The organism is Lelliottia jeotgali (assembly GCF_977070485.1).
This window is the reverse complement of sequence record NZ_CDRVFO010000002.1, coordinates 231,744-254,088: the sequence shown is the minus strand read 5'-3', so window position 1 is coordinate 254,088 and position 22,345 is coordinate 231,744. Positions and strand designations below refer to the sequence as shown.

Here is a 22,345-nt window from a genome sequence, read left to right as displayed (position 1 = left end):
GCATGGCAGCGCGCCCGCCCCGTGAACGCGGCTTTACCCTGTTCGAACTGCTGATCGTTATCGTGCTGGTCGGCGTTGCCACGTCTATTCTGGCCGTTGGCATTGGCCGGGGCATGCTGGTGGCCCATGAGCGCAGTGCATTGGCAAACATGGTGTCAGCTCTGCGTAGCGCGCGCGTGCAGGCCATTGCCAGCGGGCAACCGGTGCGCGCGAGCTTCGACCTGCAGCGCAGGCAGGTGCAGGCACCCGGGCGCACGCCCCAGGGCTGGCCCGAAGACTTCACCGTGCGCCTGCAGACGGCCCGCGGCCTGGGTGCGGGCTTTGAGTTTTACCCCGATGGTGCGGCCAGCGGCGGCAACATCCTGATCAGCCGCGGCCAGGCGCGTTGGCGCATCGACGTCAGCTGGCTCACCGGCAGTGTGCAAGTGCGGGAGTTGCCATGAACCGTCAGCGCGGTTTCACCCTGCTGGAGATGCTGGCAGCAATTGCCCTGCTGGTGGTGGCCTCGAGCATCCTGCTGGGCGCATTCGCCCAGAGCAGCCGCTCACTGGCGCAGGTAGAGCGCAGTGACCGCCACAACGCGGCGGCGCGTTCGCTGCTGGACGACTTCGACCTGGGCCCGCTTGCCGTAGGCCAGCAACGGGGTAGCTGGCAGGGCATCGACTGGGTGCTGGACGTCACTCTGGAACAGGCAGTGCCCACACGCCTGGAACTGTACCGGCTGGACCTGACCCTGAGCGACAGCGGGCACACCTGGCGCTACAGCACCCTGCGCGCACGCGCGCCAGGCAGTGGAACATGAAGCGCCAGGCAGGCTTTACCCTGCTGGAGATCCTGGTGGTCATCAGCCTGCTGGGGTTGCTGCTGGGCCTGGTCGGCAGCGCCCTGGTGGCGGCCAACCGCTCAGTGGCAAAGGCCGAGCGCTACAGCGCCCGGCTCGATGAACTGCGTGCAACCCAGCGGTTCCTGCGCCAGGCGCTGGGCCAGGTGTTGCCATTGACCGCAGCGACCGGCCAGGGCGCCCACACCGCAACATTCGATGGGCAAAACGACACGGTAGTGTTTTTCGCCCCTCTGCCAAGCTCTGTAGGTGGAGGTATCTACCGCCAGCGCCTGCAACTGCGTCAAGGGCGCCTGGAGATCCGGTTGGCCAGGCTGCAAGGCCAACGCCTGCAGGCCTGGGGCGAGCCCCAGCGCTTGCTGGAGGGGGTCAAAGGGCTGCACCTGAATTACCGCGGCTACTCCCCGCTGGGCAAGGCCACCGGCTGGATGCCCCAGTGGCCGTGGCCAGAGCGCCTGCCCCAGGCAGTGCGCGTAGCGGTACAACTGCAAGGCACTCAGGCCTGGCCGCTGCTGCAGGTCAACCTGCTGCTTGACCTGTCCGGCGACGGTGGCCGGCCATGAGCCGCCAGCGCGGTGCGGCCCTGTTGCTGGTGCTCTGGGTCGTCGGTTTGCTGAGCGTGCTGCTCGGCGGCTTGGCGGTGTCCGTCCAGTTGCAGCAGCGCCAGGCCCGCTGGCAAGGCAACCAGACCCAAGCCGGGCTCGCCGCCCAGGCAGGTTTCAACCTGGCCGTGGCCAACCTGCTGCGCGACGGCCAGGCGCGCTGGCTCGCCGATGGCCAAGTCCACGTGGCCGACTTTGCAGGCAGTACGCTGCACATCAGTGTGGTCAGCGAGCGGGGCAAGCTGGACCTCAATGCAACACCGTCAACGAGCCTGGCAAAACTGCTGCGTGCCAGTGGCGCCACTGCCGAACGCTCGAAAATCATCACTCAGGCTTTAAGGACGAGGCGCAACCAGGTACCCCTGCGAATGCTCGAAGAATTTCGCGAATTGCCCGGCATGAGCTACGCCGTCTATGACCGTGCCCTGCCCTTCATTACCGTCTGGTCGGGCAATGCCCAGCCCGACCCCAGCCTGGCATCACCCACGCTGGCCGGTGTACTGGGCCTGCCCCGCTATCACGGGCCAACGCCGGATGGCGGGCCGATTCTCACCGTCACCAGCCAGGCCACCTTGCCCGGCGGCTTTCAGTCACGCCTGAAGGCAACCTTCGTGCTGCTGCCGGCCTACGCCGGTGGCAAGCCTTACCGGGTGTTGAGGTGGCAGGATTGATCCGCCTGGCAAAACACTGCGCGGCACGCTGGGGCAGCCAACAGCAGCTTTACCAGGCACGCTGGCGGGCCAGCCGTGCCCGGCACTGGCTCAGCGCATGGCAGGCCGAGTTGCTGGGCATGCTGCCGCAGGCGATCGCCGCGCGCCTGGCCAACGGTAATACGCCGCAGTTGCTGCCATGGCCTTTGCCTGCCGATTGCGAGCACGGTCGGCCTGCCGTTCTGCTGCTGCCTGCCTCGCACGTTCTTACGCAGCACATCGAGCTGCCCGTTGCCGCCACGCGCAACCTGATGCAGGTGCTGGCCTACGAAATCGATCGATACACGCCGTATACCGCCGACCAGGTCCATTTTGTCGCCCGCGTGGCGCAGCGCCGCGCAGCACAGGCCCAAGTTGAACTGGTGGCCATCGCACGCAGCGCCCTGGACACTCTGCTGGCTGCTTGTGGCGAACAGGGTGTGCACCTGGTCGGCATCGATGCACTGGACGCCCGCGGCGAACGCCTGATGATCGACTTGCTGCCGGCCGAAAGCGCCCGTACGCGGTCACGCCCAGGCAAGCTGGGCCGCTGGCTGTGGCTTGGCTGCGCAGCCTGTTGCGTAATGCTTGGCGCAGCCTGGCTGGAGCGCCGCCAGGGCGAGGTCCAGGCCATGCAGCGCGAAGTGGCGGCACAACGCGAGGCCGCCCAGCAGGTGCAGCTCTTGCGCCAGGCCCTGGACACCACACTGGGCGCCTCGAGCTACCTGGCCAGCCTCAAGGCACAACGCCCCACCGTCACTGCGCTGCTGGCCGACCTCACCGCCTGCGTGGGCGACGACACCTGGATAGAGCAGCTGGAAGTGAGCGATGGCACGCAGGTGACGTTCACTGGCCAAAGCGAGCGCACCAGTGCCCTGCTGGCGCAGGTAAAGACCTGCACCACGCTTGAGCACGCGCAGTTCAAGGGCATCATCCAGGCCGACAAAACCACGGGCCGCGAGCGCTTTTCCATCACCGCCCAGCTCAGCCAGGAGGTGCCGCATGCGCCCGCTCACTAGCAGGGAACGCAAGTTCTGCGCCTTGGGCGTGCTTGCGCTGTTGCTTTGGCTGGCCTGGTACCTGGTGTTCGAATGCCTGTGGCTTGCCCCCCTGCGCAGCCTGGACGCGCAAGCCCAGACATTGCGCGAGCAGCAACGGCGTTATACCAGCCTCATGCTCCAGCAACCTGAACTGCAGGCCCAGTTGCAGCGCAGCCGCAACGACCCCGCCCAGCGCAACAGCCTGCTGCCGGGCGAAGACCCCAACGCCGTAGCCGCCGACCTGATGCAGCGTGCCGTCGATCAGGTGAAAGCGCAGGCGCACGTTGGCCCCGGCTGCGACATCACCCAGCGCATGCCCATCGCCCCCGCCGAGCAGGACCAGGCCGAGCCTTATCGCCCGATCAAGGTCAGCCTGACGCTGGCCTGCGCCATCGAGCCGCTGGCGGCCCTGCTGCATGCACTGGAGTACGGCCAGCCCAGCCTGTTCATCGACCAACTGAGCATACGCCGCAGTGCTGCGGCGCCAGCCAAGGGGCCTGCCGGGCGCCTGGAAGTTCACCTGCTGATACGCGGTTACCTGCACGCGCAGCCAGCAGAAGGAAGCGACTCATGATGCGTGCCGCTAACCTGGTGCTGCTGGCTGCCAATGTCAGTGCCCTCGCCGTGGTCGCCTGGATGCTTGTCGCGCCAAACCCACCGCAGTGGCTGCCAGCGCAAAAGCCGTCAGCAACGCCCACCCACCAGTCACCCGCGCCATTGGCCGAGCTCGCCCAGCCAGTGCGTGCCGCCACCTGGGCGCACCCGATCTTCAGCGTTGACCGTCAGCCCGACCCACAGCAGCAAGGCCAGCACATCCCTGCATTGGCCAACCTGACGCTGACCGGCGTGATACTCGACGGGCAGTCGCGCTGGGCCTACCTGCGTGAAGGCCGCAAACCAGCCAGCAAGGTTGCGCTGGGCAGTACGCTGGCAAGCGGCTGGACCCTCACCCGACTGACCGCGCTGAGCGCAACCTTCACCCGTGCCGGGCAACAGCACACCCTGAGCATGCCACTGCTGCGCCTGCCGCCGCCGTCCAAGGCATCCGCCATCACTCTTCCGCGTATTGAAACCCCATGACCATGCAAGCTCCTTCACGCCATCCATTCCCTACCCTGCGTGCGCCATTGCTCGGCCTGAGTGTCGCCATCGCCCTGGCCGGTTGCGCCACCACGCAACGTGACCTGCACACCGACCCGGCGCTGCTGCAACAAGCCTTCAGCGGCGCCGACGCCCCCGCCCCTGCGGCGACCGGCCCCGAGCCCGCTGCCGCTCCCGCTGCAACGGCCCCACGCAGCGCGCCTGGCCGGCAGATCATCACCGGCAACCAGCGTTTCATCCGCAAGGCCTCGGCAACGCCCCCCGCCGCGAAGGATGAGCAAGGCGATATCGTGTTCAACTTCACCGACCAGCCCATCGAGGCGGTGATCAACAGCGTCATGGGCGACCTGCTGCATGAAAACTACAGCATCAGCCAAGGTGTCAAAGGCAGCGTCAGTTTCTCCACCTCCAAGCCGGTCACCAAGCAGCAGGCACTGTCCATCCTGGAAACGCTGCTGTCGTGGACCGACAATGCCATGATCCGCCAGGGCGAGCGCTATGTGATCCTGCCGGCCGACAAGGCCGTCGCCGGCAAACTGGTGCCACAGGTACCGGTCGCTCAGCCTGCCACGGGCCTCGCCGCCCGGCTCTATCCGCTGCGCTACATCGGCGCCAGCGAAATGCAGAAGCTGCTCAAGCCCTTCGTACGTGAGAATGCCTTCCTGCTGGTCGACCCGGCCCGCAACGTGATCAGCCTGGCGGGCACCCCCGATGAACTGGCCAACTACCAGGACACCATCGACACCTTCGACGTCGACTGGCTCAAGGGCATGTCGATTGGCGTTTACGGCCTGCAACGCGCCTCGGTGGCCGAGCTCATGCCGCAGCTGCAGAAGCTGTTCGGGCCCGACAGCGGCATGCCACTGTCGGACATGGTCAGGTTCATGCCCAACGAACGCACCAACTCGATCGTCGCCATCTCTGCGCAACCGGAGTATCTGCAGGAAGTCGGCGACTGGATCCGCACCATCGATGAAGGCGGTGGCAACGAACCGCAGCTGTTCGTGTACGACGTGCGCAACATGAAAGCGGCGGACCTTGCCCGTTATCTGCGCCAGATCTATGGCTCGGGGCAGATCAACGACGACAAGGCGGCCAGCGTCGCGCCAGGGCTCAAGACCACCAGTCTGACCTCGCTCAACGGCACTGGCAGCCAGTCGGGCCAAGGCCTGAGCGGCATGGGCATGAACACCCAGGCCAGTATCCGCGAGGCACCCTCGGAGGATGACTATGAGGACACTGGGCAACCGGAGGCCAGCAGCGCCGAGTCGGCCGACGGCTCGGTCAAGAGCCTTGAAGAGTCCGTGCGCATCACCGCGCAGAAAAGCAGCAACCAGTTACTGGTACGCACGCGGCCTGCCCAGTGGAAAGAGATCGAATCGGCCATCAAGCGCCTGGACAGCCCGCCGCTGCAGGTGCAGATCGAAACACGCATCCTCGAAGTCAAGCTCACCGGCGATCTGGACCTGGGCGTGCAGTGGTACCTGGGCCGGCTGGCCGGCAATTCGTCCAGCACCACCGTCGCCAACGAAAGCGGCAGCCAGGGTGCGCTCGGTGCCGGTGGCGTCGCGCTGGGCAGCGCCTCGATGTTCTACTCCTTCGTCAGCAGCAACCTGCAGGTGGCCCTGCGCGCGCTGGAAACACGCGGCCTGACGCAGGTGCTTTCGGCTCCATCGCTGGTGGTGCTGAACAACCAGCAGGCGCAGATCCAGGTCGGCGACAACATTCCGATCAGCCAGACCACCGTCAATACCAGCAACTCCGACACCACCCTGAGCAGCGTCGAATACGTGCAGACGGGTGTCATTCTCGATGTCGTGCCACGGATCAACCCCGGTGGCCTGGTGTACATGGACATTCAACAGCAAGTGAGCGACGCCGACGACAGTGCTGTCACTACCACCCAGCCCAACCCGCGCATTTCCAGCCGTGCGGTATCGACCCAAGTGGCGGTGCAAAGCGGCCAGACGGTACTGCTGGGGGGCCTGATCAAGCAGGACAACGGCCAATCCGATACCCGTGTGCCGGGCCTGTCGAGCATACCCGGGCTGGGCTGGCTGTTCGGCAGCACCTCCAAAAGCCGTGACCGTACCGAGTTGATCGTGCTGATCACGCCAAGGGTCGTGAACAACCCTGAACAGGCGCGCCAGGTCACCGCAGATTATCGCCAGCAGATGCAGGCGCTCAGGGAACAAGCAGCGCTGAACAGGTAAAGAACAAACCGTGCATGGCACCCTGCTCCGCCCTTGTCGGTTGCATGTCACTGCGCATCCGTGCAAGGGTAAAAAAGGAATCCCAGTTACAAACAAAGGAAGCGAAGCACCCCATGCCAGGAATCACACGTATCCATCGCTATTTGCGCTCACTGTCTGCAAACCGATCTGCAGCCAGTGGGCGTGAAGTCAAACAAGGCGCCCGAGCTGCCTCGAAGCTCGCAGACATCCTCTGCACTCCCCGCTCTGTCCCCCCTTATTTCTACGTCGCGCCGGTGCGCGGCCCTGTCGATCGCATGCCCCCTACCTGACAGCTCAAGCAGCGGTTTTTTCGCAATGCTCGCTTGTACCCGTCTGCAAGCCGAGATGAATCACGATTCACCAAGGGGCAATACCGAATGATCTTTTTTCAGGGCAAACGCATTTTCAGTGCCATCTTCGATATGGATGGCACCATGTTCGATACCGAGCGTCTGCGCTTCAAGACGTTGAAACAAGCGTCGCTGGAAATTGCCGGCAAGGCGCTGAGCGAACAAACATTGATCGGCTCGCTGGGCCTGAGCGCGAAAAAGGCCGAGGCCCTCGCCAAGGCCCATAACGGTGACGACTTCCCGTACGCCCGGATCCGCCAGCGCGCCGATGAGCTTGAGCTTGAGTACGTGCGCAATCACGGCGTACCGATCAAGGCCGGCTTGCTGGAAGTGCTGGAGCGGCTACGCAAGTCTGGCTTGACCATGGCGGTCGCCACCTCCAGCCGCCGCGCCATCGCCGAGGAGTACCTGATCAATGCCAATGTGCTCAAGTATTTCGACATCACCGTGTGTGGCGACGAAGTCAGCCAAGGCAAGCCCCACCCCGAAATCTTCCTGCGCGCCGCCACCGCACTCAATTGCGAGCCGAGCCAGTGCTTCATGGTCGAAGACTCGGAAAACGGCATGCTTTCGGCCATCCGTGCCGAAGGCCAGGCGATCCTGATCGAAGACATCAAGCCGCCGGCCGCTGAAGTCAAAGCGGGCGCGCTGAAAGCCTACCGCAGCATGAATGAATTCCTGGCTGACTTGAGCGAGTGCGTGCCTGACTTGGGCATGCCGCAGCTTGAAGAGCCCTTTCCAGCGTCACTGAACCAGTTCCGTGTCGGCATTCACGGGTTCGGGGCCATCGGCGGCGGCTACCTGACCCAGGTGTTCTCCCATTGGGACGGCTACACCCGGCCATGTGAAATCATCGCCGCCACCCGTTCGCGCATGCTGCGCGAGACCGTTTCTGCGTTTGGCCGTTACAGCGTGCGTTACGGCGCCACCTCGTTCGACCAGACCATCGAAAATGTGCGCATGATCGACATGGACGATGCCGAGGCGGTGATCGACATGTACAACGCGGCAGAAATCATCGGCCTGAGCCTACCGGAGCAGGCCATCCGCAAACAGGCCAAGGTGATTGCCCAAGGCTTGCTGCGACGCTTCGAACGCCGGGGCCGTGACCTGACCATCCTGATCGTGCTGAACAAGATCGGTGGCGCCGCGTTCGTGCGCCTGCACGTGCAGGCGGAGCTGGAATTGCTGTGCACGCCGGACATCACTCAACAGATCCTGCAAAAGACCCACTTCGCTGAAACGGTGGTCAGCCGCATCGTGTCCAAGCTCAGCAACGAGGCGTTGGTCCGCCAGTTGCGCATCAAGTCGCAAATGTTCCAGAACAGCCTCGACGACGAGCCTGCACCAGCCAGCAAACCATCCGCGCCGGTACCTGAATACGAGCGCCTGATCTGTCGATTCCGGCCTTTCGCGCAGTCCAGCAATGCGATGAGCCAATTGCACCTGATCCTGTTCAACAGCGAGCCGGACATGCCGTTGTATGTGGAGCGCGGCAGTGACCTGCTGGAGCGTCTGCGCCAGGTGAAAACGGTCGCCGACATCGCTCAGATCCAGGTCATCAAGAACCGCTTGTGGAACGGCCCTCACGCCATCATTGCCTGGTATGCAAGCCTGCTGGGCTATGACTGGGTAGGCCAGGCCATGGGCGACGACCGAGTCAGTGAACTGGCCGAGCGTTTGATCAGCCAAGAGGTCGCACCGGCACTGGTGGCTGAGAATGCCGACATGGCAGAGGCAGTGCGCGATTTTGCCAGTACCTTCCTGGAGCGCTGCAAAACGTCGTTCAAAGACCCTTGCGCCCGTGTGGGGCGCGACCCCCTGCGCAAGCTTCAGCGCAACGAGCGCATCCTGAGCAGTATAGACCTTGCCCACAAGCACGGCATCGAAACCCCCGGCCTGGCTTTCGGGGCAGCACTTGGCATTCACTATGCGTTGCGCTGCAAAGACAGCAAGGACCTGGAAGCGCAGACCATCAAGCGGCTTTACCAGGAGAACGGCGAAAGCGTCGAGGCTGTGCTTACCCACAAGGGCGATTACAACGGCAAGCCTTACCCGGGGTTGGACCCGGTTGGCGACGCGGCGCTGATAGAGGCCATTGCAGGGAATTTCAGGCAGTTGCAGCAGGAGCAGGATTCGCTGATGTACGCGGCGAAGTGAGGCCTGGTTCGTCGTGATATGCAGACGCCCTTGAGAGCGAGCGCCGCCCGCGCGGCGCTCGCTCTCAAGGGCGTCGAAGCGCTCAAGGCATGCAAAGGTCGAGAAAAACCCAAAATCCGATCGACCTCTCACGACCTGTCGGCGTCCGATGAACTGCACGTGCGAATTCACTCAAGGGCAACCAGGAGGCCAATCGCTCATGAACGATCGCATCATCGAATTTTTCACCGACACCACCGTGTTCGGTATTTCCATCCTCAACCTGCTGCTGGCGCTGGCTGTCGCCGCACTGACCTTCCTGGCCACCCGGGCGGCCATCAGTTTTTTGCTCAGGCGGGTGCAACGCTGGTCCGAGCATGACGGCGCACTGAGCCAGGTAATGGCCAAAGTGCTGTCCGGCACCAGCAACTTCCTGCTGTTCCTTGCCTCTGTACTGGTGGGCCTGAGCATGCTCGACCTGCCCGAGCGCTGGCTGAGCCGGGTGGGCAGCCTCTGGTTCGTGGTGGCGGCGCTGCAGATCGGCTTGTGGGTCAACCGTGCCATCGGCCTGGGCCTTAACCGCTACTTCGCCCGGCACAGCACCGCGGGCCTGAACCAGGGCAGCGCCCTGGCCACCCTGGCGGGGTGGGGCGCACGGGTGCTGCTGTGGTCGGTGGTACTGCTGGCCATGCTGTCGAACCTGGGCGTGAACATCACCGCCTTCGTCGCAAGCCTTGGCGTGGGCGGCATTGCCGTTGCGCTTGCCGTGCAGAACATCCTCGGCGACCTGTTCGCCTCGCTGGCGATTGCCGTGGACAAGCCGTTCGAGGTGGGCGACTTCATCGTCATCGGCGCACTGGCCGGCACCGTAGAGCAGGTCGGGCTGAAGACCACGCGCATCCGCAGTTTGGGCGGTGAGCAGATCGTCATGGCCAATGCCAGCATGATCAGCAGCACCATCCAGAACTACAAGCGCCTGCAGGAGCGGCGCATCGTCTTTGAGTTCGGCCTGTCTTACGACACCCCGACCGAGGCCGTGAAAAAAGCCCCGGCCATTGTCGAAGAAGCGATCAAGGCACAAGAGCAGGCGCGTTTCGACCGCGCCCACTTGCGCGGTTTCGGCAAGGAGGCGCTGGAGTTCGAATGCGTCTACATCGTCAAGGACCCAGGCTACAACCTCTACATGGACATCCAGCAGGCTATCAACTTCCGCTTGCTCGAGCGGTTCTCCAGAATCGGCGCAACATTCGCGGTACCGGTGCGGGCGATCAAGGTCACAGCGCTGCCGCAAGGGGCCGATGCCCTGGGCCAGGGCATCGAAGGGCTGGGTTTCAAAAAGGCCTGAACTGCGCTTGGGCTCTGGCCGCTTTCAACCGTGCCTGCGCAGGGCTTCGACCAATTGGGCCTTGGTCATGCTGGAGCGCCCCTTGATGTCCTTGCTGCGGGCCTCCTTCATCAGGCTTTCCTTGGTCTGGGTCTGCAGGGACGAGCCTGATGCGCGGGCATGGCCCTGACGGGTTTTGGCAGCACGCCTGGCGGAATCAGAACGCGCGGTGCTCTTTTCGCCGGGCGCGGTCTTCTTGCCTGAGCCCCCAGCTTTCTCGCCACCTCCAGACTGCTTGTTGACGGTAGCCCATGCGCGAGCCTCGGCCTCATCCTTGGAGACCCCCTTATGCTCATAGCTTTCTTCTATGTGCTCAGCCTTGCGCTTTTGCTTTTCGGTGTATTTGTCCTTGTCTCCACGTGGCATGACATTGACTCCTCAGTGGTTGGAAGGCCGGGCTGCAGGCACAACCTTGAGACCCTGTGATTTTGAGAGCGTGGGACCGTGAATGTTCACCGTGGCATGCCAAACTGGGCAGAGGGCCTGCGCCGAGCGAAGCGAATCAAACTTTTATCCGCCTATGGGCTCTTCTGAAAGACGCTGACCGAACAGCCCTGCCCCAGTCAGCCAAAAGGACTTGCCATGACGACCCACGCCATGCAACAACCAGCCGGCGCCTCTGCGCAGGAGCGCTTCTACAGCACCGACCTCCCGGCCCGGCTCGACCGGGTGCCTTGGACGCGTTTTCATACCTTGCTGGTCATGGCGCGAGCGACGATGAATTCGGCCGTGGCGGCAGAACGACGGCCACTTGAACACGTGGCCAGACCCCTGTCGCAAGTGAGCGACACCTGACCCATTCGGAGACTTTATGCTGCGCGCCTTTGAACGACGGCTCGACCCTTTCCCACCCGACGAGGCTCCACCACCCCCGGTTGGCCTGCTGCGCTTCCTGTGGGCCTGCACGCGAGGCGCGCGTGGCTATGTGCTTGCGCTTGCGCTGCTAAGCGCCGGGGTGTCGATCTATGAAGCCTGGCTGTTTTCCTTCCTGGGGCAGGTCGTCGACCTGCTGGCGGCCTGGCAGGCGGGCGGCGCTGCCGATGGGCAGGAAACCCGGGTGTTGTGGGGCATCGCCATCGTATTGCTGACCAGCATAGGCCTGGTGGCGCTGCGCACGATGGTGCAGCACCAGGTACTGGCGATCAACCTGCCGCTGCGGCTGCGGTGGGACTTCCACCGGCTGATGCTGCGTCAGAGCCTTTCGTTCTTCTCTGACGAGTTCTCCGGCCGGGTCACCACCAAAGTGATGCAGACGGCCCTGGCGGTGCGCGAAGTGCTGTTCACCATCATCGAGATCGCACCGGGCATCGGCGTGTATTTCATCGCGATCATCGCCCTGGCCGGCGGCTTCGACCTCAAGCTTATGCTGCCTTTTATTGCCTGGGTCGCGCTGTTCGGGCTGGCCATGCTGTACTTCGTACCGCGCCTGGGGCAAGTGGGGCAGGAGCAGGCCCACGCGCGTTCCTCGATGACCGGGCGGGTGTCGGACGCGTACACCAACATCACTACGGTGAAGCTGTTCTCGCACTCCAAGCGTGAAGCGCACTTTGCGCGGGCGGCAATGGAAGACTTCAAGCTCACCGGTTTTCGCCAGATGCGCCTGGTCAGCCAGTTCGAGATCGTCAACCAGGCGCTGGTGGTCGGCCTGATCGCTGGCGCTGGCGGCTATGCCCTGTGGCTCTGGCACCAGGGCGAAGTGGGCACGGGCGCCGTTGCGGCGATTACCGCCATGGCACTGCGGGTCAACGGCATGTCGCACTGGATCATGTGGCAGATGACTTCGTTGTTCGAGAACATCGGCACCGTGCATGACGGCATGGAAACCCTCACGCGCGGCCCGAAGGTGCAGGATGCACCGAACGCCGGGGTGCTCAAGACCACTGGCGGTGCAGTGGACTTCGACAATGTCAGCTTCAACTACAATGGCGAACGTCAGGTGCTCGATGGCCTGACGCTGCACATTCGCCCAGGCGAAAAAGTCGGCCTGGTGGGCCGTTCCGGCGCGGGCAAGTCCACGCTGATCAACCTGCTGCTGCGCTTCTACGACGTCGACAACGGCGAAATACGCATCGATGGGCAGAACATCGCCAAGGTCACCCAGGACAGCCTGCGCAGCGCCATCGGCATGGTCACCCAGGATACCTCTCTGCTGCACCGTTCCATCCGCGACAACATCGCCTACGGCCGCCCCGATGCGACCGAGCAACAGATCCGCCGCGCCGCAGCCAACGCCCAGGCCGACGCATTCATCAAGCAACTCAGTGACCGGCAAGGCCACAGCGGCTATGACACCTTGGTGGGTGAACGCGGCATCAAGCTTTCAGGCGGCCAGCGCCAACGCATCGCCATCGCCCGGGTCATGCTCAAGAACGCCCCGATCCTGCTGCTCGACGAAGCCACCAGCGCGCTGGATTCGGAAGTCGAGGTCGCCATCCAGGAAAGCCTCAATGAAATGATGGAGGGCAAGACGGTTATCGCCATCGCCCACCGGCTGTCGACGATCGCCGCCATGGACCGGCTTATCGTCATGGACGAGGGGCGCATCATAGAACAGGGAACCCACAGCGAACTGCTCGCCAGGAACGGCACCTATGCCAGGCTGTGGCAGCACCAGAGCGGTGGTTTCCTGGGTGAGGATCAGGGCGTGGCCGAGGCCATGGAGTAAGCCATGGGCCATTCACGGATTGCCCTTGCCCTGGCGCTGGCTGTCAGCACCGCTGCGCTCGCCGAGCAGCCGTTGCGCCTGCAACAGCTCAAACGCTGCGGCGACTTGATGGACAACCAGCAGCAAACCTGGTGCCTGCGCGTGCAGGGGCTTGGCCAGGCCACGCCGCAGCTGCTGCTCAGCGGCAAGGCAGTGGCCCCGGAGCGTGTCCAGCGCCAGGGGGATACCTTGCGCCTGCAACTGGACGGCACGGCCGTGCAAAGCGGCCCGCTGTGGTTGCAGGACGGCCCGCGTGCCAGCAATGCCGCCTGGCTTACCCTGCACAACAACCATGTGCTGGCCGCAGGGCCCAAGGAAGTGGCCAGGAACATGGATGGCCTGACCACCTATGTCGACCTGGTCAGCGTGCTGATAGAAGAGGACCACGACGGCCGCCAGGAAGCCGAACGTTTGGCGCGCAAATACGGGGCCAAGGTGGTGGGCAGCATCGCTCCTCTGAACCTGTATCAGTTGCGCCTGCCCGCCCAGGACCTGGTGCAGCGTGACGCGCTGGTATTGCGCCTGGGCGGTGAAACCAGCGTGGATGCGGTGGTGGTGGAGGAATCGGCGGCCGAAGAGGCAGAACACGCCCCCACTGAGGCACCGGGGGCCAGCAAGCCTGCGCAAGGCTCGGACGAATGGGCTGCCAACCGCTTCCTCGATGCGGTGCACTACTATCAGCGGCGCATCCCGGGCCGCCAGGTGCCGGTGCTGCCCACCCCGGTTCGGGTCGGGGTGATCGAACGCAATGTCGACTTCGATACCGCAGATTTCGCCGACTACCTGGGCGCCTGCGAGGGGCACCGCACCTGCGTGTATGCCCAGGATGCCAGCAAACCGGACAACCACGGCACAACCGTCGCCGGCATTCTTGCCGCCGGCTGGGATGACGGAGGCAACACCGGCTTCCTGCGGGGGCTGGACAAGGCGGCAGGTGGCTTCGAGGTGATTGTCGAACGCAACTCCGATGCCGGCATCACCGCCAACATCGCCGCATCGGTGAACCTGGTCGAGGACGGCGTGCGCGTACTCAACTGGAGCTGGGGCATTCACCGCGTCGGTGCGCGCAACGTGCAAGGCGATGAGGTGGACTCCCTGCTGCGCTCCGGGATTGCCATGGGCGGCTATGAAGAGCTGCTCGAGGAGTTCTTCCTCTGGCTGCGCAAGGCCCATCCGGATGTGGTCGTGGTCAACTCGGCCGGCAACGGCGCCTCGTTCTCGGGCACCGATGAGTACCGCCTACCCTCCTCCTTCATCACCGAACAACTGCTCGTGGTGGGTGGCCATCAACGTAGCGGGCAGGCGTCTGTCCCTGTCGAGTCGCCGAACTACGCCGTCAAGCGCAGCACCTCCAACGTAGACATGCGTGTCGATATCACCGCTGCAGCCTGCGCCCACGCCTCTACCCGCCAGGCAGGCCAGCCCGGCGCAGTGCATTGCGGCACGTCCTATGCCACCCCGATGGTCACCGGCCTTGTGGCCGCGATGCTGTCGATCAACCCGCAGCTACAGCCCGAGCAGCTACGCATGCTGCTGCGCCGCAGCGCCATGACCATTGGCAGCAGCCACGACTTCGAACGAGAGGACGCCGAAGACCTTACCGCGCCGATCCTGCCCTCCGAGCGCAACTTTCAATTGCACGACCGGGACGTGGGGCGTTCTGCGCGGCTGGACATGCAAAAAGCCCTGGAGCTCTCCGTGCAAAGCCTTGAGCGGGTGCGCTGAGCATCACCCAGAACATCCGCGCTCAGGGCCTCGATCATTTAGCCTTTTTCTCCACATCCCTGGGGGGCTTGGCCGGCCCTTGGGGATCGACCTGCGGGTCGTCCACATCGGGTGAGTCCGGGTCAAAGCCGAGGTCATCCTGAGTGTCGGCGTGTTCGGACGAGTGCGGCCCCTTGCCTCGCGCGGTTTGCTGCGCGGTGGAATCATGCGCCGTACCGCTTGAGCCGTCTGGCCGATGGGCATCGTTGTCCCGCTCTACCTCACCTTGGCCCTTTGCCTGGCCTGCTTTTTCAGGCGCTACCGTGGTTTGCGTCTTCATTGCCCCTCCTCAACCTTTGGCGTGATGCAGCGCTGGCTGCCCCACCGGGGCAACCGCTGCTGTAACAGAGGAAGCCTGGACGCCCGCTAAAGTTCACCTCGCCATCGTTGCGCCGGGATGGGCGGCCAGCTCGGCGGCTGGCCGCAAGCCTTGCTAATCGAAGATGGCCACTGCCCGAACGAACCCGGCGGACGCCTGGCGGATCTTGTAGGGGAAGCAACTGACCATGAAGCCATAGGCCGGAAGCTGCTCCAGGTTGGCCAGTTTCTCCATCTGCCCATACCCGATATCGCGGCCAGCCTTGTGGCCTTCCCAGATGATCGACGCATCGCCCGTGGCGCTGAAACGCTCACGGGTGTACTTGAACGGTGCATCCCAGCTCCAGGCATCGGTGCCGACCACCCTTACCCCCCGCTCCAACAGGTAAAGCGTCGCTTCGCGGCCCATGCCGACCCCGGCTTCGAGGTAGCCGGGCTGGCCAAACAGGCTGCCTGCGCGGGTATTGACCAGCACGATGTCCAGCGGCTGCAGTTGATGGCCGATGCGAGCCAGTTCGGCCTCCACCTGCGCCGCCGTCACCACGTGGCCGTCCGGCAAGTGGCGAAAATCCAGCTTCACACCCGGCTGCAGGCACCACTCCAAAGGCAGCTCATCGATGCCGAAGGCCCGCTCGCCGCCATTGGTGGTGGACGCATAATGCCAGGGCGCATCCATGTGCGTACCGCTGTGGGTGGTGATCTGCAGCCGTTCAGCTGCCCACGACTCATCGCCCGGCAGGTCTTCCTTGCGCAGGCCAGGGAACATCGCGGCCATTTCCGGCCAGCCCTGCTGGTGGTCCATGTAGTCGATCTTAGGCAGCAAAGGCGGTGGGTCAGTGTAAGGGTTGTTGTCCAGGGTTACAGAAAGGTCCAGCAAGCGACGCTTGTTCACGTTCATGCACACATTCCTTTACGGGTTGCCGCAATGCTGCGGCGCGGTGGCAGATCAAGGGCGTTGCGCAGCAGGCCAAGCACTGAGCCGTCATGGCAGAAGCCCAGCTTGCGGGCCTGGGTTGTGCGCAAGGGTGGATAACGACCGAACAGCGCTTCGAGCTGTGGCTCGGGATCGAAGGTGATGCATGCATGGTTCTCGTCGCCAAGGCAGGCCTGCAGCCCGGCAATCACCTGGGCGATCGACAAGTGCAGCACGGGCAACTGCCAGATCCGCCCGTAGCCCGGGTCTTGCAGTTCGGCGGCATGCAGCAGGTTGTCCACGCAACAGCGCGCCGACATCCACCAGGCGCTTGCTTGAGCCGAGACCGGGCAGGTATAGGGTTCGCCGGCCGCATAGGCGTGCAACAAGTCGCTCATGAACGCCGAGCGCAGGCCGTTCGGCTCGCGCGGCCGGGCGACGATGCCAGGCAGGCGCAGCGCGCGGCCGTCCACCTCGCCGCGCCGCGCCAGGTCCTGCAATGCGATTTCCACCATGCGTTTGTGGGCCGCATAGGACAGCTGCGGCGAGGCCGGCTGATCTTCATCCATGCGCTGGGGCAGATCGCCGCCATACACCGCAACGCTGCTGGCGTACACCAGCACTGGTGGTTGCCGGGCATTGCGCAACTGGTCGAGCAGCTCCAGGCTGCCCTGCAGATTCACCTGGTACCCCAGCTCGTACTGCGCCTCTGCGGCGCCCCCGGGCAGACTGGCCAGGTGGAACACCACATCCACACCATCGGCCAGCGCCCGGCGCAACAAGGCAGGGTCGGTGACACTGCCGTAATGGCGCCGTAGCCGCGCATCGTCGGGTAGCCCGTCCAGTTGCTGGTCCAGCACCAGCAACGCCTGGATGCGCTGCCCACGCAGCGTCCCCGCCTCCAGCAGGCGCCTTACCAGCTGGCGACCGACGAAGCCATTGGCCCCGCTGACCATCACGCGCATTGCCAACCTCCCGGCACCACACGCTGCTCGATGGCGCCGAACAGCACCTCGCCTGAGGTATCCCGTGCCTCCATCCGCACGCGGTCGCCGAAGCACATGAAGGCCGTGCGCGGTGCACCGTGGGCGATGGTTTCAATGGCACGGCGCTCAGCGATGCACGCCGACCCTACGGAACGGTCCGCGTTGGACACGGTACCCGAGCCGATCAAGGTGCCGGCGCTAAGGCGCCGGGTCAGCGCCGCGTGAGCGATCAGTTGGTGGAATCCGAAATGCATGGCTCCGCCATGGGGGTGGCCGAACCACTCGCCGTTCCACTCCACGTTCAGCGGCAGGTGCACACGACCGTCGCGCCAGGCGTCGCCGAGTTCGTCGGGGGTAACCGCCACCGGAGCAAAGCTGCTGGCGGGCTTGGCCTGGACAAAACCGAAGCCGGTCTTCATTTCCCTGGGCGCCAGTGCACGCAAGCTGACGTCGTTGAGTTGCAGCACCAGACGCACATGCTGCAAGGCCCGGTCCGGCGGGCAGCTCATGGGCACGTCGTCGACCAGCACCGCGAACTCGCCCTCGAAATCGATGCCGTGGGCCTCGCTGGGCAAGGGAATGTCGGCCCGCGGCCCAAGAAAGTCGTCGCCGGCCCCCTGATAGATCAACGGTATGTGCTCGACGCCATCGATGGGGTCCAGGTTGAAGGCCTTCTGCATCAGCTCGCCGTGGCTGAGGAAGGATGACGCGTCCAGCCACTGCCTGGCCTGGGGCAGCGGCGCGGCGAGCAGTGCCAGGTCAAGGTCGAACGCACCCGGGGCCTGCCCGGCGTTGAGCTGCTCATACAATTGCTGCAGGGCGCCCTCGATCTGCGCCCAGTCGTCCAGGGCAGCCTGCAGCGTAGCGGCGATGCTGCTGGCCTCCACCGCCCGCTCCAGGTTGCGGGCAACCACCAGCAGGCGGCCAGCGCGGCTACCGTCATTGAGTGTGGCGAGCTTCATGGCAGCACCTCCTTGAGCTGCTCGGCGTAACGACCGTCAAGCAGGATGAATACCATGCGGGCCATCTGCGCGGTGCGGTTGCTCCAGGCATGATTGGTGCCGCGCTGCACGACGATGTCACCCCGCTTGAGGTGTACCTCGTCGCCGTCCAGCACCAGCCACACCTCACCTTCAGTGACGATCCCGTAATCCAGGGTTTCTGTGCGGTGCATCAGTTTGTGCTTTGAATCAGCGTTGCCGGTGCCGGCATGCGCTTCGCCGATTTCAGCGAAGGCGGCCGCAGCCTGCTCAGCGCTGACCTGGTTCTGCAGGCTGTCCGGCGGGATATCCACCACGCGGATCACACTGCCCAACGGGCCGGGGCTCAATTGAAGGGGCCGGGCGGTCGGGTCGTCGCCGTTATCCAGCAGCGCCGGGCTGCCGGCACTGTTCCACACTTCGTAGAACACCGTGCCAGGCACCGCCTTGAGCGCAAAGTCATGCGCTGTAGGGCCACAACTGGCCACCACCGCCTGCCCTTGGGAGTCGTGGCCGGTGACGACGCGTTTGAAGGTTGCAAGTGACTGCATGCTGTCTCCTATCAATTACTGTGGCCGGTGCCAGAGGCGGCACCCGGGCCTGTGTTGGAAAGCTGATCGTTCACAGCGCCCCCACTGCGCCCGCCGCGCGGGCGCGACGCAACAGCAGCAGGCAAAGCGGCGCCAGGATCAGTTGGCTGAGGGCAACCAGTAGCAGCGCCTGGGGCAGATGCGGCGCCGCGCCGCCGGTCAGCGCAAGCACCAGCAAAGGGCTGATGAATTCACCGGCGAAAATCGCTGCGGTGAACCCGCCCGTGGCCCGGCCGCGCTGGTCGAAACCGACGTGCTGCATGACCTGGCTGATCAGGGTGGGCAGCAACAGGCCCACGCCCAGGCCATTGACCAGTACGGCCATCACCACCATTGCGTGGCTGGTGGAAAGCGCCATCAGCCCGCCGCCAACCCCCGCCGTGGCAAACCCCAGCGCCAGCAGGCGGCCAGCAGGCTGGCGGGCCAGCAAACGGAAGGCCAGTGCGCCGGCCAGCACGCCGAGCTGGTTGGCGCCCATGGTCATGCCCACCTGCTGGGGCGCATCCACCTGCAGCAGTTGCAGCAGGTAACCAACCTGCACCGGTACGATGAACAGGCTCACACCCGCCAGGCCGGTCAGCAGGTAGATCGGCGCCAAGGCGGCCCAGGGAAAACGTGAAGCCTGGGCGTGTTGAGGTTCGACACGGCGGGCCTTAGGTTCCCACAACAGCAAGGCCATTAGCGGCAGGCACAGCACGCCTACTGCATACAGCGCGAACGGCGTACGCCAGCTGTTCTCGCCCAGTGCCCCGCCCAGCCCCATGAACAGGGCCGCTGACAGCGAGGTGGCGACCATTTGCAGGGCAAACAGTCGCTCCCGGCGCTGGCCATCGAAGTAGTCACCCATCAATGTGGTGCAGCAGGTCATGATCCCGGCTTCGGCCAGGCCAATGCCGGCGCGGCTGGCGATGATCAGGCCAAGTGAATCCAGCCACAGCGGCAGCACCCCGCAGACGCTGTAAAGCAGCATGCTGGCGAGCAGCAAAGCCCGTCGGCCGACACGGTCCGCCAGCATCCCGGCCCATGGTGCCGCCAACGCAATCACCAGCGCAGGCAGCGTCAGCACGACCGGTACCAGCACCGCGACGCCGGGCGTCTCGGTGAAATGCATCTGCATGCGTGGCAGCACAGGCGCGATCAGCACTGCCCCCAGCACCGGCAGGCAGCTGCCGAACAGCAATAGCAGCGCCTGAACACTGCCGGCGATACGTTCAGCGGCCATGGCTCACCTCCTCCAGCGAATGAAGCTTCGCCTGGCGCGGGGTGAGTTCAGCGCCTGCCAGGCACTGTTGCGACAAAGGCTCACGAGCAGGCAACACCGGATCCGCCTGCGAACGCACCTGGCCTTGCGGCAGCAGGAAGTAGGCCAGTGCCGGCAGCAGGACCAGTGCCCCGACCATGTTCCACACGAACATGAAGGCCAGCAGCACGCCCATATCTGCCTGGAACTTGATCGGCGAGAAGATCCAGGTGCCCACCGCAATGGCCAGGGTCACGCCAGTCAGCATCACCACCTTGCCGGTGAACAGCAGCGCGCGGTAATACGCCTGGGAAAGGCTCGCCCCCTGTCGCAGCTGGGCCAGCACGATGCTCATCACATAAAGCGCGTAGTCCACTCCGATGCCGACGCCGAGCGCGATCACAGGCAAGGTCGCCACCTTCACGCCGATGCCCAATGCCACCATCAACGCTTCGCAAAGGATCGAGGTGAGCACCAGCGGCAACACTGCGCAAAGCACCGCACGCCAGGAGCGGAAGGTCACCAGGCAAAGCAGGATGACGGCCCCGTAAACCCACCAGAGCATGTCGCGGTTGGCCTGTTTCACCACCTGGTTGGTGGCGGCCTCGATACCGGCGCTGCCGGCAGCGAGCAGGAAGGTGGCCTGTTCGCTGTCGTTGTCGCGGGCAAAGGCCTGCACGGTGTCCACCACCCGCGCAAGCGTGTCGGCCTTGTGGTCAGTGAGATAGGCATAGAGCGTGAGCAGGCTGCAGTCATCGTTGTACAGCCCGCGCGGGGCGTTGGCGGTGACCATGTTCAGGGTCGCCTGGTTGTTCACCAGCTCGTACCACTTCGGGCTGCCTTCAGACAGACCAACCAGTACCCTGCGGTTGAGCAGCGCCAGTGAGTTGGTCGAGTCCACGCCCGGCAGGCCGCGCAACTGCCAGTCAAGGTCGTCCACACGCTTGAGGGTATCGTAGGCCGAGCAGCCGCCGGCTGGCGTGCGCACCATCACCGCAAACACGTCACTGCTGGCACCGTAATGCTCGGTGATGAAGGCGTTGTCGCGGTTGTAACGCGAGTCCGCACGCAGCTCGGGGGCGCCAGCATCCAGGTCACCAACCTTCAGGTGCAGGCTCACGGCGAATCCGCCAGCGGCCATCAGTACCGCCAGTGCAATGCACCACGCAGCCCAGCGGCGCCGGGTGAAGTGGTCCAGCAGGCGCCACATCGCGTGTTTCTGCGCCCCGCTCGCCTCCGCTTCTTCGGCGCGCAGGCTACGGCGCGCACCTCGGGCGCTGACGCCAACATAGGAGAGCAGCACCGGCAGCAGGATCAAGTTGGTGAAAATCAGCACCGCCACGCCGAGGCTGGCGATGACGGCAAGGTCCTGGATCACCTGGATCCGGATGATCATCAGCACCGCAAAGCCCACTGCATCACACAACAGCGCAGTGAGCCCGGCCAGGAACAGCCGGCGGAAGGTGAAGCGCGCCGCCACCAGGCGGTGCATGCCACGGCCGATGTCTTGCATGATGCCGTTCATCTTCTGTGCGCCATGGCTCATGCCGATGGCGAACACCAGAAACGGCACCAGCACCGAGTACGGGTCCAGTTCGTATCCCAGCACCGGCAGCAGGCCCATTTGCCAGATCACTGCCACCAGTGAGCAGGTCACCACCAGCGCCGTACTGCGCGCACATCGGGTGTACCAATAGAGCACGACAGCCGTGATGGCGATGGCGGCGGCGAAGAACAGCAGGATCTGCCTCAGCCCATCGATCAGATCGCCCACCACCTTGGCGAAGCCGGTGATGTGAATCTGCACACCCTGCTGCTGGAAGCGTTCACGCAGGGTTTCCAGTTCGCTGGCGAAGGCGGTGTAGTCAAGCGCCTTGCCGTCCGGCGTCGTTTCCAGCAGCGGCACGTAGACGATGCTCGAACGCTGGTCGAAGGCCACCAACTGGCCGATCTCGTTGGAGCGTTCGACGTTGCGCTTGAGCGCTTCGAGGCTCGCGTGGCCGCCGTCGTAGCCGTCGGGGATCACCGGGCCGCCTTCCAGGCCCTCCTCGGTCACCCCGGCCCAGCGGGTGGAGGGGGTCCAAAGCGACTTCATCGCCGCACGGTCGACGCCCGGCAGCAGGTACACCGCGTCGTTGAGCTGCTGCAGGCTGTGCAGATAGTCCTTGTCGTAGATGCTGCCACTGGGGTTGGCCACGGCGATGCGCACCGCGTTGCCCAGGCCGGCAAGTTCCTGGCGGTGTTCCAGGTAGTTGTGGACGAATGGGTGATCGCGCGCAATCGTCTTCTCGAAGCTGGCGTTGAGCGTCAGGCGCGTGGCCTGCCAGCCAAGCAGCAAGGTCGCGGCCAGGCACAACAGCAGGACCAGCGCCCGGTGGTTGAACAGTGCACGCTCCAGCAGCGACCCGGACATGTTGTCGAAGTCATCGAGACGGCCGCTGCAAGGCGCGGGCGGATTCATGGCATGCAT

21 protein-coding genes are annotated in these 22,345 nt (G+C 64.5%); 13 read left to right on the top strand and 8 right to left on the bottom strand.

What is annotated here, in order from left to right; all coding sequences use genetic code 11:
* Positions 1–2: 2 nt before the first annotated feature.
* The 10 genes from ACW4TB_RS03630 to ACW4TB_RS03585 all read left to right on the top strand — a co-directional run bounded on the left by ACW4TB_RS03630 (position 3) and on the right by ACW4TB_RS03585 (position 10,341).
* Positions 3–443 (top strand): GspH/FimT family pseudopilin, encoded by a 441-nt coding sequence (locus ACW4TB_RS03630; protein WP_046785526.1) that lies wholly within the window; start codon positions 3–5, stop codon positions 441–443.
* The gene (locus ACW4TB_RS03625) at positions 440–802 is read left to right on the top strand and encodes a type II secretion system protein (RefSeq protein WP_254467641.1); all 363 of its coding nucleotides are present in this window, start codon (positions 440–442) and stop codon (positions 800–802) included. The genes ACW4TB_RS03630 and ACW4TB_RS03625 overlap by 4 nt, the downstream gene beginning before the upstream one ends.
* A complete protein-coding gene (locus tag ACW4TB_RS03620) occupies positions 799–1,404 on the top strand; it encodes a prepilin-type N-terminal cleavage/methylation domain-containing protein (RefSeq protein WP_115275110.1) in 606 nt (201 codons plus the stop codon). Before ACW4TB_RS03625 ends, ACW4TB_RS03620 begins: the two co-directional genes overlap by 4 nt.
* A complete protein-coding gene (locus tag ACW4TB_RS03615) occupies positions 1,401–2,114 on the top strand; it encodes a type II secretion system protein GspK (RefSeq protein WP_279933672.1) in 714 nt (237 codons plus the stop codon). Before ACW4TB_RS03620 ends, ACW4TB_RS03615 begins: the two co-directional genes overlap by 4 nt.
* On the top strand, positions 2,102–3,151 hold the full coding sequence (locus tag ACW4TB_RS03610; protein WP_455828227.1) for a type II secretion system protein GspL: 1,050 nt from the start codon (positions 2,102–2,104) through the stop codon (positions 3,149–3,151). Before ACW4TB_RS03615 ends, ACW4TB_RS03610 begins: the two co-directional genes overlap by 13 nt.
* On the top strand, positions 3,135–3,746 hold the full coding sequence (gspM, locus tag ACW4TB_RS03605) for a type II secretion system protein GspM (protein ID WP_279933670.1): 612 nt from the start codon (positions 3,135–3,137) through the stop codon (positions 3,744–3,746). Before ACW4TB_RS03610 ends, gspM begins: the two co-directional genes overlap by 17 nt.
* Positions 3,743–4,252 (top strand): general secretion pathway protein GspN, encoded by a 510-nt coding sequence (locus tag ACW4TB_RS03600; protein ID WP_279933669.1) that lies wholly within the window; start codon positions 3,743–3,745, stop codon positions 4,250–4,252. Before gspM ends, ACW4TB_RS03600 begins: the two co-directional genes overlap by 4 nt.
* A complete protein-coding gene (gspD, locus tag ACW4TB_RS03595) occupies positions 4,249–6,486 on the top strand; it encodes a type II secretion system secretin GspD (protein ID WP_279933668.1) in 2,238 nt (745 codons plus the stop codon). The genes ACW4TB_RS03600 and gspD overlap by 4 nt, the downstream gene beginning before the upstream one ends.
* A 398-nt stretch (positions 6,487–6,884) precedes the next feature.
* Complete coding sequence (gene mtlD / locus ACW4TB_RS03590) at positions 6,885–9,017, top strand: bifunctional mannitol-1-phosphate dehydrogenase/phosphatase (protein WP_455828226.1); 2,133 nt, start codon at positions 6,885–6,887, stop codon at positions 9,015–9,017.
* A 199-nt stretch (positions 9,018–9,216) separates the two neighbouring features.
* A complete protein-coding gene (locus ACW4TB_RS03585) occupies positions 9,217–10,341 on the top strand; it encodes a mechanosensitive ion channel family protein (RefSeq protein WP_119688786.1) in 1,125 nt (374 codons plus the stop codon).
* 24 nt (positions 10,342–10,365) lie between these two features.
* Here the strand turns inward: ACW4TB_RS03585 and ACW4TB_RS03580 are convergent, their stop codons facing one another.
* A complete protein-coding gene (locus ACW4TB_RS03580) occupies positions 10,366–10,746 on the bottom strand; it encodes a hypothetical protein (protein ID WP_012314059.1) in 381 nt (126 codons plus the stop codon).
* A gap of 216 nt (positions 10,747–10,962) precedes the next feature.
* Here ACW4TB_RS03580 and ACW4TB_RS03575 point away from each other — a divergent pair, with 216 nt between their 5' ends.
* Genes ACW4TB_RS03575 through ACW4TB_RS03565 form a run of 3 tightly spaced genes read left to right on the top strand, consistent with a single transcriptional unit; the run spans position 10,963 to position 14,809 of the window.
* On the top strand, positions 10,963–11,175 hold the full coding sequence (locus ACW4TB_RS03575; protein WP_042111372.1) for a hypothetical protein: 213 nt from the start codon (positions 10,963–10,965) through the stop codon (positions 11,173–11,175).
* Between the two features lie 16 nt (positions 11,176–11,191).
* Positions 11,192–13,045 carry an ABC transporter ATP-binding protein gene (locus ACW4TB_RS03570; protein ID WP_279931946.1) on the top strand — a complete coding sequence of 618 codons (1,854 nt, stop codon included), beginning with the start codon at positions 11,192–11,194 and terminating at the stop codon, positions 13,043–13,045.
* 3 nt (positions 13,046–13,048) lie between these two features.
* On the top strand, positions 13,049–14,809 hold the full coding sequence (locus tag ACW4TB_RS03565) for a S8/S53 family peptidase (RefSeq protein WP_279931948.1): 1,761 nt from the start codon (positions 13,049–13,051) through the stop codon (positions 14,807–14,809).
* Between the two features lie 34 nt (positions 14,810–14,843).
* Here the strand turns inward: ACW4TB_RS03565 and ACW4TB_RS03560 are convergent, their stop codons facing one another.
* The 7 genes from ACW4TB_RS03560 to ACW4TB_RS03530 form a co-directional block, all read right to left on the bottom strand.
* Positions 14,844–15,128, bottom strand: a complete 285-nt coding sequence (locus ACW4TB_RS03560; RefSeq protein WP_455842884.1) for a DUF6021 family protein — start codon at positions 15,126–15,128, stop codon at positions 14,844–14,846.
* A gap of 153 nt (positions 15,129–15,281) precedes the next feature.
* The gene (locus tag ACW4TB_RS03555) at positions 15,282–16,064 is read right to left on the bottom strand and encodes a cyclase family protein (protein ID WP_115275122.1); all 783 of its coding nucleotides are present in this window, start codon (positions 16,062–16,064) and stop codon (positions 15,282–15,284) included.
* The gene (locus ACW4TB_RS03550) at positions 16,061–17,044 is read right to left on the bottom strand and encodes an NAD-dependent epimerase/dehydratase family protein (RefSeq protein WP_279931954.1); all 984 of its coding nucleotides are present in this window, start codon (positions 17,042–17,044) and stop codon (positions 16,061–16,063) included. The genes ACW4TB_RS03555 and ACW4TB_RS03550 overlap by 4 nt, the downstream gene beginning before the upstream one ends.
* Positions 17,035–18,027: a fumarylacetoacetate hydrolase family protein gene (locus tag ACW4TB_RS03545; RefSeq protein ID WP_279931955.1), complete on the bottom strand. Its 993-nt coding sequence runs from the start codon at positions 18,025–18,027 to the stop codon at positions 17,035–17,037. The genes ACW4TB_RS03550 and ACW4TB_RS03545 overlap by 10 nt, the downstream gene beginning before the upstream one ends.
* Positions 18,024–18,596 carry a cupin domain-containing protein gene (locus tag ACW4TB_RS03540; protein ID WP_046785541.1) on the bottom strand — a complete coding sequence of 191 codons (573 nt, stop codon included), beginning with the start codon at positions 18,594–18,596 and terminating at the stop codon, positions 18,024–18,026. Before ACW4TB_RS03540 ends, ACW4TB_RS03545 begins: the two co-directional genes overlap by 4 nt.
* A gap of 70 nt (positions 18,597–18,666) precedes the next feature.
* Positions 18,667–19,857 carry an MFS transporter gene (locus tag ACW4TB_RS03535; protein ID WP_279931958.1) on the bottom strand — a complete coding sequence of 397 codons (1,191 nt, stop codon included), beginning with the start codon at positions 19,855–19,857 and terminating at the stop codon, positions 18,667–18,669.
* Positions 19,847–22,345, bottom strand: coding sequence for an efflux RND transporter permease subunit (locus ACW4TB_RS03530; RefSeq protein WP_279931960.1), 2,499 nt, complete (start codon positions 22,343–22,345; stop codon positions 19,847–19,849). Before ACW4TB_RS03530 ends, ACW4TB_RS03535 begins: the two co-directional genes overlap by 11 nt.